Source organism: Acinetobacter sp. MB5 (assembly GCF_003261585.1).
Taxonomy (GTDB): Bacteria; Pseudomonadota; Gammaproteobacteria; order Pseudomonadales; family Moraxellaceae; genus Acinetobacter.
This window is the reverse complement of the sequence record NZ_POVU01000009.1, coordinates 36,029-49,268: the sequence shown is the minus strand read 5'-3', so window position 1 is coordinate 49,268 and position 13,240 is coordinate 36,029. Positions and strand designations below refer to the sequence as shown.

12 protein-coding genes are annotated in these 13,240 nt (G+C 42.5%); 4 read left to right on the top strand and 8 right to left on the bottom strand.

What is annotated here, in order from left to right; all coding sequences use genetic code 11:
• The first annotated feature begins 80 nt into the window (after positions 1-80).
• The 4 genes from C1A47_RS11815 to C1A47_RS11800 all read left to right on the top strand — a co-directional run bounded on the left by C1A47_RS11815 (position 81) and on the right by C1A47_RS11800 (position 3,939).
• Positions 81-1,520, top strand: a complete 1,440-nt coding sequence (locus tag C1A47_RS11815) for a coniferyl aldehyde dehydrogenase (protein WP_111895245.1) — start codon at positions 81-83, stop codon at positions 1,518-1,520.
• A gap of 167 nt (positions 1,521-1,687) precedes the next feature.
• Positions 1,688-1,924 carry a 50S ribosomal protein L28 gene (rpmB, locus tag C1A47_RS11810; protein WP_004754274.1) on the top strand — a complete coding sequence of 79 codons (237 nt, stop codon included), beginning with the start codon at positions 1,688-1,690 and terminating at the stop codon, positions 1,922-1,924.
• A gap of 12 nt (positions 1,925-1,936) precedes the next feature.
• The gene (gene rpmG, locus C1A47_RS11805) at positions 1,937-2,092 is read left to right on the top strand and encodes a 50S ribosomal protein L33 (protein ID WP_001205031.1); all 156 of its coding nucleotides are present in this window, start codon (positions 1,937-1,939) and stop codon (positions 2,090-2,092) included.
• A 137-nt stretch (positions 2,093-2,229) separates the two neighbouring features.
• Positions 2,230-3,939 carry a cation:proton antiporter gene (locus C1A47_RS11800; protein ID WP_111895244.1) on the top strand — a complete coding sequence of 570 codons (1,710 nt, stop codon included), beginning with the start codon at positions 2,230-2,232 and terminating at the stop codon, positions 3,937-3,939.
• Positions 3,940-3,992: 53 nt separating this feature from the next.
• Here C1A47_RS11800 and C1A47_RS11795 read toward each other — a convergent pair whose 3' ends face one another.
• The 8 genes from C1A47_RS11795 to topA all read right to left on the bottom strand — a co-directional run bounded on the left by C1A47_RS11795 (position 3,993) and on the right by topA (position 13,219).
• Positions 3,993-4,271 (bottom strand): hypothetical protein, encoded by a 279-nt coding sequence (locus tag C1A47_RS11795; protein ID WP_111895243.1) that lies wholly within the window; start codon positions 4,269-4,271, stop codon positions 3,993-3,995.
• 72 nt (positions 4,272-4,343) lie between these two features.
• The gene (locus C1A47_RS11790) at positions 4,344-4,847 is read right to left on the bottom strand and encodes a DUF6586 family protein (protein WP_111895242.1); all 504 of its coding nucleotides are present in this window, start codon (positions 4,845-4,847) and stop codon (positions 4,344-4,346) included.
• A 125-nt stretch (positions 4,848-4,972) separates the two neighbouring features.
• The gene (locus C1A47_RS11785; protein WP_111895241.1) at positions 4,973-5,221 is read right to left on the bottom strand and encodes an RNA recognition motif domain-containing protein; all 249 of its coding nucleotides are present in this window, start codon (positions 5,219-5,221) and stop codon (positions 4,973-4,975) included.
• A gap of 51 nt (positions 5,222-5,272) precedes the next feature.
• Positions 5,273-7,249 (bottom strand): ATP-dependent helicase, encoded by a 1,977-nt coding sequence (locus tag C1A47_RS11780; protein ID WP_111895240.1) that lies wholly within the window; start codon positions 7,247-7,249, stop codon positions 5,273-5,275.
• 208 nt (positions 7,250-7,457) lie between these two features.
• Positions 7,458-8,921, bottom strand: coding sequence for a CHAD domain-containing protein (locus tag C1A47_RS11775; RefSeq protein ID WP_111895239.1), 1,464 nt, complete (start codon positions 8,919-8,921; stop codon positions 7,458-7,460).
• A gap of 226 nt (positions 8,922-9,147) precedes the next feature.
• A complete protein-coding gene (locus tag C1A47_RS11770; protein WP_111895238.1) occupies positions 9,148-9,717 on the bottom strand; it encodes an HdeD family acid-resistance protein in 570 nt (189 codons plus the stop codon).
• A gap of 13 nt (positions 9,718-9,730) precedes the next feature.
• Positions 9,731-10,489 carry a hypothetical protein gene (locus C1A47_RS11765; RefSeq protein WP_111895237.1) on the bottom strand — a complete coding sequence of 253 codons (759 nt, stop codon included), beginning with the start codon at positions 10,487-10,489 and terminating at the stop codon, positions 9,731-9,733.
• An 84-nt stretch (positions 10,490-10,573) separates the two neighbouring features.
• Positions 10,574-13,219, bottom strand: a complete 2,646-nt coding sequence (gene topA, locus C1A47_RS11760) for a type I DNA topoisomerase (protein ID WP_111895236.1) — start codon at positions 13,217-13,219, stop codon at positions 10,574-10,576.
• Positions 13,220-13,240: the final 21 nt, after the last annotated feature.

Here is a 13,240-nt window from a genome sequence, read left to right as displayed (position 1 = left end):
GCACAAATCTACGCTTGACTGGTTAGAGTTTTTACTCTAAAAATATTTATCATCCACAATATGCAAAGGAGGCATCTACCATGCAAACCACAGTTTCTCCCATTTCTCCTGAGCGTATTGAACAACAACTTACACACACCCTACAGCAGCAAAAACAAGCCTACCAGCTTTATCCCATGCCATCGGCAAAAGATCGTATCGAACGCCTAGACCGACTAAAAGCAATTTTGGTGAAATACCAAGATCAATTTGCTGAAGCCATCAGTCAAGATTTTGGTAATCGCGCCTTAGGCGAAACCCGTATTGGTGAGATACTGACTTGTCTCGAACAGATTCGCTATTATCGCAAAAACCTCACGGCATGGATGAAACCTGAAAAACGTCATATTAGCTGGTTGCATCAGCCTGCCAAAGGCTGGGTACAGTTTCAGCCACTCGGGGTGATTGGGATTATCGCACCGTGGAATTACCCTTTACTATTGTCCATTGGTCCACTGATTTGTGCACTCGCTGCGGGCAATCATGCCATGATCAAAGTGTCGAGTGCTTCAGCACATTTCGGTAAAGTCCTCGACAAAGCTTTATCTGAAGCCTTCCCCCAAGAACTGATTGCGGTCGTCAATGGTGGCGGTGTCATTTCAGATACCTTTAGCCACCTGCCTTTTGACAAAATGATTTTTACAGGCTCGACCAGTGTAGGCAAAACAGTCATGCAAGCGGCTGCTAAAAATCTGGTGCCTGTGATTTTAGAGCTAGGCGGGAAATCGCCTGTGCTCGTGCATTCTTCTATGCATATGAAAGATGTCGCATTACGTGTTGCGGTAGGAAAATTATGGAATGCAGGACAAACCTGTGTGGCTCCTGACTATATTTTCCTGCCAAAAGGCAAAACTGACGAGTTCACAAAACATTTTAAAATTGCTGTCAAGCAGATGTATCCCGATCTTGCAAACAATCAGGACTACACTGCGATTGTGAATGATAAACAATATTTACGTCTGCACCGTTATTTAGAAGATGCTCAGCTTTCAGGAGCAAAAATTGTTGAAATTAATCCTAAAAATGAATTACTCAGCACGCACCGAAAAATAGCGCCGACACTGGTGACTGGAGTGACGACAGAGATGCAGCTCATGCAACATGAAATTTTCGGCCCAATTTTGCCGATTATGGAATATGAAGATATCGAGCAAGTTATCGAGTTTATTAATCGCAGACCGCGTCCACTTGCGTTATACTACTTCGACTTCGATCAGGCTCGTGCCGATTATGTCGCTGAACGAACCCACTCAGGACACTTTGGTCAAAACATGGTTCTCAGCCACGTAGCACAAGATGACTTGCCCTTTGGCGGTATCGGTGCATCAGGTATGGGGAAATATCATGGACCAGAAGGCTTTTTCAATTTGTCACATGAACGCTCAATGATGTCAAATCCAAAACTGTATAGTTTGAAATTTGTACTACCACCGTTCAACAAACCCATTCACAAATTGATTTCCAAGGCTTTACTGCGCTAAATGATCAAGGCATGAGCTATCGATCACATTCATGAGTCGTTTTATGTAAAATTGCTTGTCTTTTAATCGCATTTTTGATATAAAACGCCCCTTGAATCAATTCAATCTGTTTGTTTTATGACTGGCCACAGGATTGCTGTTGGCTAAATCATCAATGGAGTTCCACCATGTCTAAGGTTTGCCAAGTTACCGGCAAGCGTCCAGTCGTTGGTAACAACGTCTCACACGCAAACAACAAAACCAAGCGCCGGTTCGAGCCGAACCTGCACCACCACCGTTTTTGGTTAGAAAGCGAAAAACGTTTTGTACGTATTCGTCTATCTACTAAAGGTATGCGTATCATCGACAAATTGGGCATTGAAAAGGTTGTAGCTGATCTTCGTGCTCAAGGTCAAAAGATCTAAGGAGTCATAGAAATGCGTGACAAAATTCGCCTAGTTTCTTCTGCGGGTACAGGTTATTTCTATACCACTACTAAGAACAAACGTACTATGCCGGAAAAAATGGAAATCAAAAAATTTGATCCAAAAATCCGTCAACACGTAATTTTCAAAGAAGCTAAAATCAAATAATTTTAGTTTCCGAAAAAAACGACTCCTTTTGGGGTCGTTTTTTTTGCCTTTTTTTTAAGGTTATTGCTAATATTTATAAAATCTTCAATTTTTATATTTTTTCTTTTCCTTTTTCTCACATTTTTGAGGAGTCAGTTGTGCCGCATAATGTTGACCTGATTGTTTTACTCGCCGTGGGTTTTGGTCTAGCGTTATTGTGTGGTTACGTTAGTGCTCGACTACGCCTCCCCCCTTTGATTGGTTATCTAGTTGCAGGAATTATCATTAGTCCCAATACCCCAGGAATTGTGGCAGATTTAAGCCTAGCGAACCAACTTGCTGAACTCGGTGTCATGTTTTTGATGTTTGGTGTCGGCATGCATTTTTCATTGAATGACCTTATCCAAGTCAGACGTATTGCTTTACCTGGAGCAATTCTGCAAATTGCGGTTGCTACATCACTCGGCTTGGCTGTTAGTATGCTGTGGGGATGGTCTTTTGGTTCAGCATTAATCTTTGGTTTAAGCTTGTCCTGTGCTAGTACAGTTGTATTGCTTAAAGCCCTCAGTGATCGCGGCTTATTGGAATCAGTGAATGGTAAGATTGCTGTCGGCTGGCTCTTGGTTGAAGACTTGGTGATGGTCTTGGTTCTGGTCATTCTGCCTGCAACTGCCATGCTTTTAGGCGGGAAAAGTTTAGACCATGGGCATGCTACATCTACAAATATCTGGCTGACACTCGGACTCACCTTTCTCAAGGTCACAGGCTTTATTGCCTTTATGCTGATTATTGGCAAGCGCCTTGTCCCCCTCATTATGCAGTTTGTTGCGCGTTTGGGTTCCCGTGAATTATTTACCTTAACCGTCGTTGCCTGCGCCGTTTCTATTGCCTATGGGTCGTATGCCATTTTTGGCGTATCGATGGCGCTCGGCGCATTTTTCGCGGGCATGGTCGTGAAGGAATCTGACTTTAGCCACCGTGCCGAAGAAGAAACCCTTCCCCTACGTGAAATCTTCTCGATTTTGTTCTTCGTTTCAGTCGGAATGCTGTTTGACCCACATATTATTATTGAGCAGCCACTCCATATTTTAGCGGTTGTTGCCATTATCATGCTGGGTAAGACGATTGCTGCGATGGGCTTAGTCCTGTTTTTCCGCTATCCAATTAATACAGCCCTTACGGTAGGTGCAAGTTTGGCGCAAATTGGAGAGTTTTCATTTATTTTAGCAACGCTTGGTATTTCTTTAGGGCTACTCACCACAACAGCACAAAATCTGATTTTAGCAGGGGCATTATTTTCAATTACGCTGAATTCATTTGTATTTTCAGCCATTGAACCTGCCCAGCGCTGGATTCGGGCACGCTCTCATCTTGCTCGATTACTTGAACGCAGTGGCGATCCGCTTGCCATGCTGCCCGATGAAATGGATCAGGCGTATTTACGCGATCAGGTTGTTATTGTTGGACATGGTGAAGTCGGGCGTCGTATTACCAAAACACTGATGGAACAAAATATTAAAGTGGTGATTGCCGAAGAAAACCGTGAGATTGTAGAAAATTTGCGTGAGAAAGGCATTGCAGCCGTTAGCGGTATCGCAACTGAACCCAATGTCCTGATTCAGGCGCATATTATGCATGCACGCATGTTAATTTTATCGCCTATGGATATTTTAGATATTCATCGGATTGTTGATATTGCCAAACAACTCAATCCGCATGTACAAGTCTTGGTTTGTGCTGAAAGTAAAGAGGAAGCCGAGATCATTCGTGCCGATGCGATTGGCGAAGTGTTCTATGCAAAAGAAGAAATGGCCGTGAATATGAGTAAACATATTTTGCATCACATTGAGCTTGCCCATCAGCATTAAAAAAATACGTATAAAAAAAACGTACAGCCAAACTGTACGTTTTTCCTTTTCAATTAACTAAAAACTTTAGGGGGTTCATCCACAACTTCGGCTTGCCATTGATTGACCTGTTTTTCGAGCAGCCCCATTAGTGCAGCCTGAATCATATGTTGTGCAACTACTGCGGTATTTTCACCGAGTAATTCACGAACCTCGTCATTAAACTGAATAGTAACCAATGGTGCTTTTTCCGAGTCCGCATTGCGTAGTGCTAACTCACCATTTTCTAATTGCACAAGCTCAAGAACTGCATCTTGATTACCAAATAACTCTTTCAATTGCTGTATAGACATACGACCTCCATACGCACCACGAATTTAAACACTTAGACTTTATATCGGTGCAAAAATGTAAAATTCAAGGTATTAAAATTCGACCATCTCATTACGAAAGCCATCAATCAAACGACTTAACTCACGATGCCATTCACGTAGAATCTCGATATCTGGCAACCATGACTGCGGCCCTTGAGTTACTTTGATAATCAAATTAGATGATGTTTCTTGCTCTGCTGTAGGTGCAATTGGCTCAGGCGCATACTGACACATACGATATGCACGTTTTAATTCAGCAATAAAACCATCGCGAGCAAGCTGTTGCATGACAGTCACTTCAGGTGAAACTTGCCCTTTTTCTGCCATATGCTCTTCAATCGACTTCAATGTCGGCTGAGTATCACTCAACCGATAATAACGCACTAACTCCTGCAAAAATGCCAACATCGCTCCATGTAAATGAAATACGGCCGCTTCACGATAAGCTTGAATTTGTTGTACATGATCAGTCTGTTCTGCTTGCAAACATGCTAAACGCGCAAAATATAATTTTTGGTTGGTACGATCGGCATGGTAGCGAGCAACACGTGACATAATGATTTCCTTTCAATTCATCTCAGATAACCTATTCATAGATTAGCGCCAGTCTAATGCTTTGAATATAGTTTTTTGATGTTTTTATATAAAAAAAGAAGGCTTTAATACCTTCCTTTTCCAATTTATTTTTCTTCGCTTGCAGCTGCTTTAACGCGAATTCCAAATCCTTTGATCTTCAAGGTATTTAACCCTTTAATCGCTTTAATGGCTTCACGTGCATGTGGCATTTCAACAAAGCCAAAGCCTTTTGATTTACCCGTTGCCTGATCGAGCACAATTACGCAAGATTCAACATCACCATAAGTCTGAAATAATTCTTTCAGTTCATCTTCGTTAATTGAACGCTCTAAGTTACGCACTAAAATTTTCATGTATAAACCTTTTCATTGTCGATTGAAACGATGTCTTGAAACATCGGATACCTAATCAAAATCTAGACCAAATGTAATACGGGTTGGTGATTTCTTTGGGGAAAAATGTGTTTGGGTTGAAGGTACACGCTTATGCACTTCAGCGTTTACCAAGGATGATGGCAAGTCATTCAAAAAATAGCTGCTGATTTTACGCCCTTGCTCATCCGTTTGATCATATGCCCAATGATTTAAATCCTGCTTGGTCAAAATTAATTCATTTTGTGCACGTGTTAACGCCACATAGAGCACACGACGCTCTTCTTCCACGGCATCAAAGTCACCTTGTGCTCGTGCATGTGGATACTGATTCACCGTCAGATGTGGCACATAGCAAACTTTTTGCTCCGCACCTTTGGCTGAATGCACCGTAATCAGGGTCACGACATCCTGATCAGGGCTACGCTCGACTTCTGAAATCGAAATCGGCTCTAGCACATATTCTTCAAGAAATTCGCCCAAAGAACCATGTTTTTTTGCCAGTTGCTTCACCAAATCAAAATCTTTGACACGGCGCGTCCAGTCCTGATTTTGATAATTTTGTGCAAGCTGCTCTGTGAGTGCATCTATTGCAAGCCCAATACTATGCTGGACTTCATGCTGCAAGATCGAAAGTTGCTTGAGAATTAAAATGGCTTCTTGCGACACTTTACCATGACGTTCCAGACGTTCGCAGCGTGCTGTTAAATCTTCTAAGCCAATTAACTCTGCAGTCAGCCGACTCGCACCAACATCACCCACACCATTCCACAAGGTTAAGAATCGCATCCAGGCAATATCATCTTGCGGGTTTGCAGCGATTCGAAGGAGGCTGAGTAGATCTTTAACATGTGCGGCTTCCAGTAATTTGGTTCCACCGACAAATCGGTAAGGAATCGCCATTTTAATAAAAGCACTTTCCAAATAGCGTGCTGCAAAAGCAGAGCGCACTAAAATCATGTGGGTGTTCCACGAAACATCTTGCTGATAACGTCGCTGTAAATCCTGTGCAATCCAATTCGCTTCTTCAAATTCATTCGGGAAAATATGTAAATGTGGTTTTTGTCCCGAGCCACGATACGCGCGGAGCTGTTTATTATATTGAATCGAACTACTTCGCAATAACCAATTGGATAAATCCAGAATTTCCTGCGTAGAGCGATAATTTTCCTCAAGTGTCAGCACTTCTGCATCGGGAATACGACTTTTAAAATGATGGATATTTTCAAAATCTGCACCACGGAAGCCATAAATCGACTGAGCATCATCTCCGACACAAAACAACTGCACTCGCCCAATCAGTGGCTCGATTAATGACCACTGTAACGGATTCGTGTCCTGCATTTCATCAACCAACATGACCGAGCACAAACGACTGACCCAATCCACCAGTTCTGGCGATTGCTGTAAATTCCCTGCCACAATAGACAAAATATCATCGTAATCTAGATAATTGCGATCCTGTTTACGCTGTTCGTACTGACGCATAACTTCGGCAATTTCAGCTTTGTGTTCTAAAGCTTCAGGCATCTGTTGTATCAATGCCTCAGACAGTTTCACTTGTGTATTACGCGCATAAGAATACAGATCACAGAGTTGAGCGGCTTTCGGTAAAATATTATCGCGTCCTTTGCCTCGCAATAACCGAAAGATCATGAGCTGATCATCCCGATCAATAATACTAAACTGAGTCAATCCAAAGGCTTTTGGGTTACGGCGTAGCAAATACATACAAAAGGTATGGAATGTTGAAGCCCGTAGACCCTGTGCTGCTTCGCCCAAATGTTGCTCTACGCGTGTCACAATTTCACTGGCAGTACGGCGTGTAAACGTCAAAATTTGAATCTGATTGGCAGGGATGCCCTGTTCGATGAGATAAGCTGCACGGGCCACAATGGTTTTGGTTTTCCCACACCCTGCTCCAGCCAAAACCAGACAGTTTTGAGCTGTTGTCGTTGCCGCCCGTTTTTGCTGCGGATTTAACTCGGAAATCAAGGTTTCAAGGCTCATGCAAACATCATAAATCAATCAAGGTACAGTCTCTAGTTTAACAAACTCGCCTTGCTTGCTGTAACTGAACTGAGATCATAAGTCGGGAGAAGTGCAAAGAACCTGTAAAATTATCGTGAGTGACCGTGTTCTATGCTGACTTGAATGCTTCATATTCAAAAAATTTTATGTAAACAAATGCCCTCTTGTGAATAGCGTAGATAAACAACTACCAAAATCTTTTGACGTGTTGCAGTTTGCGTAAGGCAGCAACGGATTCAGCCAGTAATTGCATCCGATATGGGAGCAACCATCCTAATACAAACCAAGCTTCTGGATGCTGCTGTGCTTGCTGTTTAAATAGCTGTTCTGCAATGACTGCATCGTTATATTGACCCAAAATATCTTGTACTGGGCGCAATGCATTCAGATATCGCTGGACACTTTTGGGTTCATACAATCCAGAGATAAATTCAGTACAATAGCGCAGGCGTTTCAGTCGCTTACGTGTGCGATGCCATAAAAATTCCTGTACATTAAAATCAATTTCTGTGTCTTTTAACAACTGCCGATGCAGATGCTTAATTTCTTTTCTGGCAAGTTCAGTTAAATCGCCGCCTGCCTTTAACTGACTTTTTCCTTGTGCAGGAGATTGTGCAAATGCAATTAACCCGATCCATAACTGATTACAGGATGGATGACTTAAAGCCAGCATTGCCGCATGATCTCCCGCTGCATGGACAGGAAGTTCTACATAAGGTGCGCCCGCTGCACGCAATTTAGGAAGCAATGTTTCCTCTAAGGCATCACGGTCACGAACGCTTCCAAGTTGATTAAACAATACTTTTAAAGCAGGCTCCCATGCAGGATTTACATGCTTAGACCAATGACCAAAAACATTCAGGGTACTGCGTAATCGACGAATCCCAATCCGAATCTGATGTAAATGCTCTATTTCAGCAGTTTCATCAATGACATCACGAAGATTAGGGAAAATTTGCTGTAAGCAGTTCGCAACCATGAGGCGTAAAGCACACTCTGTAGACTGCTTTTTTTTAAATGTGACTTGAGATGCCTGTATGACTGGTAAAGTATTCAAACCTTGGGATAATTGATCGCCACGTGTGACATGACGACTTACATCGAGCCATAAGTCATAACGTTCAATCCATGCCTGTACGAAAGCGAATAAGCCACCCATAGAACCTGCTTGTCGCTCAAACACCAGTTCATAAATCGAAATATGCTGCTGTTCTGTCCGAATTTCACCAATATCTAACGATACTTTTATTTTGCTATGTTTTTCTTCAAAAATTTGAAATGTACGAAGAATATCCGTTTCAAATTGCAAAATTAATGCATCTTTTTTACCCAGAACATCAAAGAAAAGCTGACCAACAGCCGTTCCCTGATGTAAATCAACATTCACGATCGGTATATTACTCTCAGCTAAACTCACCACATGTTCTAAAGGATTATATTGGCTAGCGCCTACATATTTGAGCGTCTGAATCCATTGATTTTCTTTTAAACTTAAGCTCAACTCTAGTTCAGCTGCTGCCAACTTTCTGTCTGGCGTATCATAATACTGGCTATACAGTTCACAGGTCTGCTGCGTTTGAGAATCGAATGCCTGAGAAACATTGACATGCTGTGAGATTGGCACTTGAAATTTTAATTCAATTTCAGTCATGTCTACCCTCCCTCTTTAACCCGATGATTGCCCATTGGATCTCAAATTTTGAAAGTCATTCTAGTGATTACTCTAAAATTGAATCTTTATATTGTCTATATCCTCAGCAAAACAATGTGATGAATACCGATGAATGTCATACAAGACCAGAAAGGAATGCAGCTTGTGATACATTCCCAGTTCAATTTTAAACGGCGAAATTCTCAAATTCTTTATATTACAAACATTAAATGTCTGCTGAGCTTGGTGGAATTTGCTTAATGACTGCAGCCAAGTTTAAATAGTTAATTCCCTGAAAAAATAGATCGAGTGCCAAACAGAATCCTAATAACCAAAATGCGGTATTCGGCGTGATTAAAATCAGAATTCCAGTCAGTACTGTAAAACCACCTGAGAAGACAATCCAGCCCCAGCCTTGAAAGGCACGAAACAAAAGAGCCTTAAAGATACGTAACACACCTGCCACAATAAGAATAACACCCACGATCTGTGTCAAAAAAATGGCAGTCCCCCAAGGATGGCGAAATGCTAAAAAGCCTGCGATAAAATAAATCACTGCAAATAACAACCAGACCCAGCGAACACCGCCTTCAAAAAACTTAAATGCCGCCAGAACATGCAGGATTGCTGCCAACATCATCAGCGTACCAAACAGTACGACAACCGCCAACGTAGCAAAGGGCAAGCTCAATAGCAATATTACCGTAAATAACACCAATAACCAGCCAAAAGCCAAATACCATTTTCGTTGCTGATGCAGTTGATGACGCACCAAGTCATTTCCGACTGTAAGCATAATTATTCTCTTTTTATTTTATCCACCCCACTTCAGTGGCCGTGGCTTTATTTAATTCAACCTCTGCGAGACTATCAGGCATTCTATGTTGGGTTGCTGACAACGCAATATAGCCTCCCATAATTTCAGCCTGATGCTGCGGATATAACGGCTGTTGCTCAGGATTGCTATAACCTAAAGGGTAAATCGGTTGACCTGTCGTTAAATCGTATTTATCGGTTGCCCCAAAGGTATGCAACAGCTCATGTGTCACTACAATTTCATTCTGCGCTGCCTGCGCAGGAGATGCAAATAGATTGACTGACCCGATCTTGCCTTTTTCTAACGCTGTAGAATGTTTTAACGCTGAAATATGTTGTGGATCATAATAGTTTAAATACAAGGTGACCGTTGGGCGACCATCTTTGGACTGATGCTGTTGCCATGCGTAATAACGGAATTTTAAGCTCCATAAAATCGCTTGCATCGTTGTGGCATTTTCTGGAACTTTCGGTGGCTGCTGGGTCAACTCACGCCCAAGTTGATAAATAAAATAAACCTTTTGCCCACGATAAGCTGCACTGGTTTCTGCCAAAAATGCTTGGGAATCTCTAAAATTATCTACGGTTAACTGCCGAATATATTGTTCAGTTGCGGTTTGCCCATCGGCATTGACTGGATGTAACAGCACCACTACAGGATGATTCCAATTTTGATTTTGGTCTCGCCATGCATTGACCGCAACCACCAGCAACACTGACAATAAAATTAAAATTCGAATTTTTTTCCACATATCCTCAAGTACCTATTTATTGTTGTTCTATAAAAAATGCCAGCAAATTTGCCAGCATTTTTAAATCAATTTCAAACGAAGGTCTTAACCTTCAATCCACTTACTATCCTGATAAACAAGACTCCATTTGGTCGGCTTGCCTTCAGCATTTTCAGAACCAATATACTGTGCCTGATTTTTACGACTGAATTTGACAATGGTTACATTGCCTTCTGGGTCAGCATCGGGTGCTTGCAACAAATACTGATATTTCGGATCAAGCTGTTCAGCCACCGTACGCAGCTCTGCCACTTTTGGTGCACGAGTTTCACGAATTTTCGGAAACTTACTTGCTGCCAAAAACAGACCTGCTGCACCATCTCTCAACACGAAGAAATCATCATGTTTTGCTGAACGGAGATGTTCCATTTTAATTGGATCAACACGTGGAGGTGCAGGTTGACCATTTTTCAGAACTTTACGGGTATTGTCACAACTCATGCAGGCAAAGTAAGGGCCAAAACGTCCAGTTTTTAACTGCATTTCGCCATCACATTTGTCACATGGAATGGTCGGGCCATCGTACCCTTTGATCTTGAACTCACCTTCTTCAAGTTCATAACCTTCACAGTCTGGGTTATTCCCGCAAATATGCAGTTTACGACCACCATCAATCACATAGCTGTCCATTGCCGTACCACATTTTGGACAACGGCGTTTAGACATAAGATCGGCAGTTTCAGCACTATCATCATCGGATAGCACCGCTAAAGACTCAACTGGCGTCAGGTTGAGCGTACCTTTACAACGTTCTTTCGGTGGCAAGTTATAGCCCGAACAACCGAGGAATACACCTGTTGTTCCCGTACGAATCTGCATTGGACGGCTACATTCTGGACAGTGAACATCAGCCACTTCTACAGGCTGATTACGGCGCATGCCATGATCGCCTTGTGCGACTGTTAAACGGTTTTTAAAGTCACCATAGAACGTGTCGAGTAACTCTTTCCAGTTACGCTCACCTGTTGCAACTCTATCGAGCTGACCTTCAAGATCCGCAGTAAATGCATAGTTCATCAGGTTGTTAAAACTTTCATCCAAGCGGTCAGTGACAATCTCACCCATTTTTTCCGCAAAGAGACGACGGTTTTCCAGTTTGACGTAACCGCGTTCCTGAATGGTCGAAATAATCGCAGCATAGGTCGATGGTCGACCAATCCCACGCTTTTCCAACTCTTTGACCAATGACGCCTCAGTAAAACGTGCTGGTGGCTTGGTGAAATGTTGTGATGGATCAAGTTTTTCCAGATTAAGGACTTCACCGACTTTCACAGCAGGCAACAACACATCATCATCAGACTTGTTTTGACCACGGACTTTAGTAAAGCCATCAAATACCAGAGTACGACCTTTGGCTTTTAGTTCAACACCATTGGCATCGACCAAAATTGTAGAAGATAGATATTCTGCTGGTGTCATCTGACATGCCACAAATTGGCGCCAGATTAAATCATACAAACGCTGGGCATCACGTTCCACACCCACCAGTTGATCACCTGAAAGGGCTACATTAGATGGACGAATTGCTTCATGGGCTTCTTGTGCACCCGCTTTATTGCCATAACGATTTGGTTTTGCTGGCAGGTATTTAGCACCAAATTCCGTTTCAATATGGTGACGCACCATATTCACCGCATCATCACTCAAGAAAGTCGAGTCGGTACGCATATAGGTAATAAAACCTGCTTCGTACAAACGCTGCGCCAACATCATGGTTTTCTTCACAGAGAAACCTAAACGCGTACTGGCTGCTTGCTGTAGAGTTGAGGTGATATATGGTGCACTTGGATTAACCTTGGTCGGTTTATCCTCGCGGTTGGCAACTTTATATTCAGCGCCTTTTAAAATATTCAATAAAGCGTCGGTTTCTGCTTTATTGCGTAATTTGAGTGTTTTGCCTGCTTGCTTGACCGCTTCTAGACGAATGTCATCGTTCAAAGATTTGGTGTCAGCAAAGACTTGCCAATATTCTTCTGGGATAAAGGCACGAATTTCACGCTCACGCTCTACCACCAGTTTAACCGCAACAGATTGAACGCGTCCTGCTGATAGACCACGTGCAATTTTCTCCCAAAGTAAAGGAGAAATCATAAAGCCTACGACACGGTCTAGAAAACGACGTGCCTGTTGTGCATTGACACGATGGATATCTAAACGGGTAGGATGCTTAAACGCTTCCTGAATGGCATTTTTGGTAATTTCGTTAAACACCACACGTTGATAACGCGAATCAGCACCACCGATCACTTCACGTAAATGCCAAGCAATCGCTTCCCCTTCACGGTCCAAATCCGTTGCGAGATAGATTTCATCAACTTGTGAAGCCAGTTTTTTTAACTCAGCAACCACATGTTCTTTGCCTGGCAAAACTTCATAATGCGCGGCCCAATCATGTTCAGGATCAACACCCATACGGTTAATCAGAGCAAGCTGTGATTTTTGCTGTTTTTCGGCATCGGTTAATTTGGTACGGGTGGCTGGTTTTTTCTCACCCGTTTTGTTGGCTGAACCGCCTGTCGGCAAGTCACGAACGTGACCGACCGAAGACTTGACGATATATTCATTCCCCAAATACTTGTTAATGGTTTTCGCTTTGGCTGGCGACTCCACAATCACCAGTGCGCGTTTTTTAGTCGCACTTTCGGATTGTTCTGTAGTCGTTTTAGCGCTAGACCGAGGAGCATTCGCCATAATGGTATTCGTTTCCTATTT

What these genes read in the sequence shown, in the direction of transcription:
- C1A47_RS11815 (WP_111895245.1), top strand. Translation starts at nt 81, where the DNA reads ATGCAAACCACAGTTTCTCCCATTTCTCCTGAGCGTATTGAACAACAA.
- rpmB (WP_004754274.1), top strand. Translation starts at nt 1,688, where the DNA reads ATGTCTAAGGTTTGCCAAGTTACCGGCAAGCGTCCAGTCGTTGGTAAC.
- rpmG (WP_001205031.1), top strand. Translation starts at nt 1,937, where the DNA reads ATGCGTGACAAAATTCGCCTAGTTTCTTCTGCGGGTACAGGTTATTTC.
- C1A47_RS11795 (WP_111895243.1), bottom strand. Translation starts at nt 4,271, where the DNA reads ATGTCTATACAGCAATTGAAAGAGTTATTTGGTAATCAAGATGCAGTT.
- C1A47_RS11790 (WP_111895242.1), bottom strand. Translation starts at nt 4,847, where the DNA reads ATGTCACGTGTTGCTCGCTACCATGCCGATCGTACCAACCAAAAATTA.
- C1A47_RS11785 (WP_111895241.1), bottom strand. Translation starts at nt 5,221, where the DNA reads ATGAAAATTTTAGTGCGTAACTTAGAGCGTTCAATTAACGAAGATGAA.
- C1A47_RS11780 (WP_111895240.1), bottom strand. Translation starts at nt 7,249, where the DNA reads ATGAGCCTTGAAACCTTGATTTCCGAGTTAAATCCGCAGCAAAAACGG.
- C1A47_RS11775 (WP_111895239.1), bottom strand. Translation starts at nt 8,921, where the DNA reads ATGACTGAAATTGAATTAAAATTTCAAGTGCCAATCTCACAGCATGTC.
- C1A47_RS11770 (WP_111895238.1), bottom strand. Translation starts at nt 9,717, where the DNA reads ATGCTTACAGTCGGAAATGACTTGGTGCGTCATCAACTGCATCAGCAA.
- C1A47_RS11765 (WP_111895237.1), bottom strand. Translation starts at nt 10,489, where the DNA reads ATGTGGAAAAAAATTCGAATTTTAATTTTATTGTCAGTGTTGCTGGTG.
- topA (WP_111895236.1), bottom strand. Translation starts at nt 13,219, where the DNA reads ATGGCGAATGCTCCTCGGTCTAGCGCTAAAACGACTACAGAACAATCC.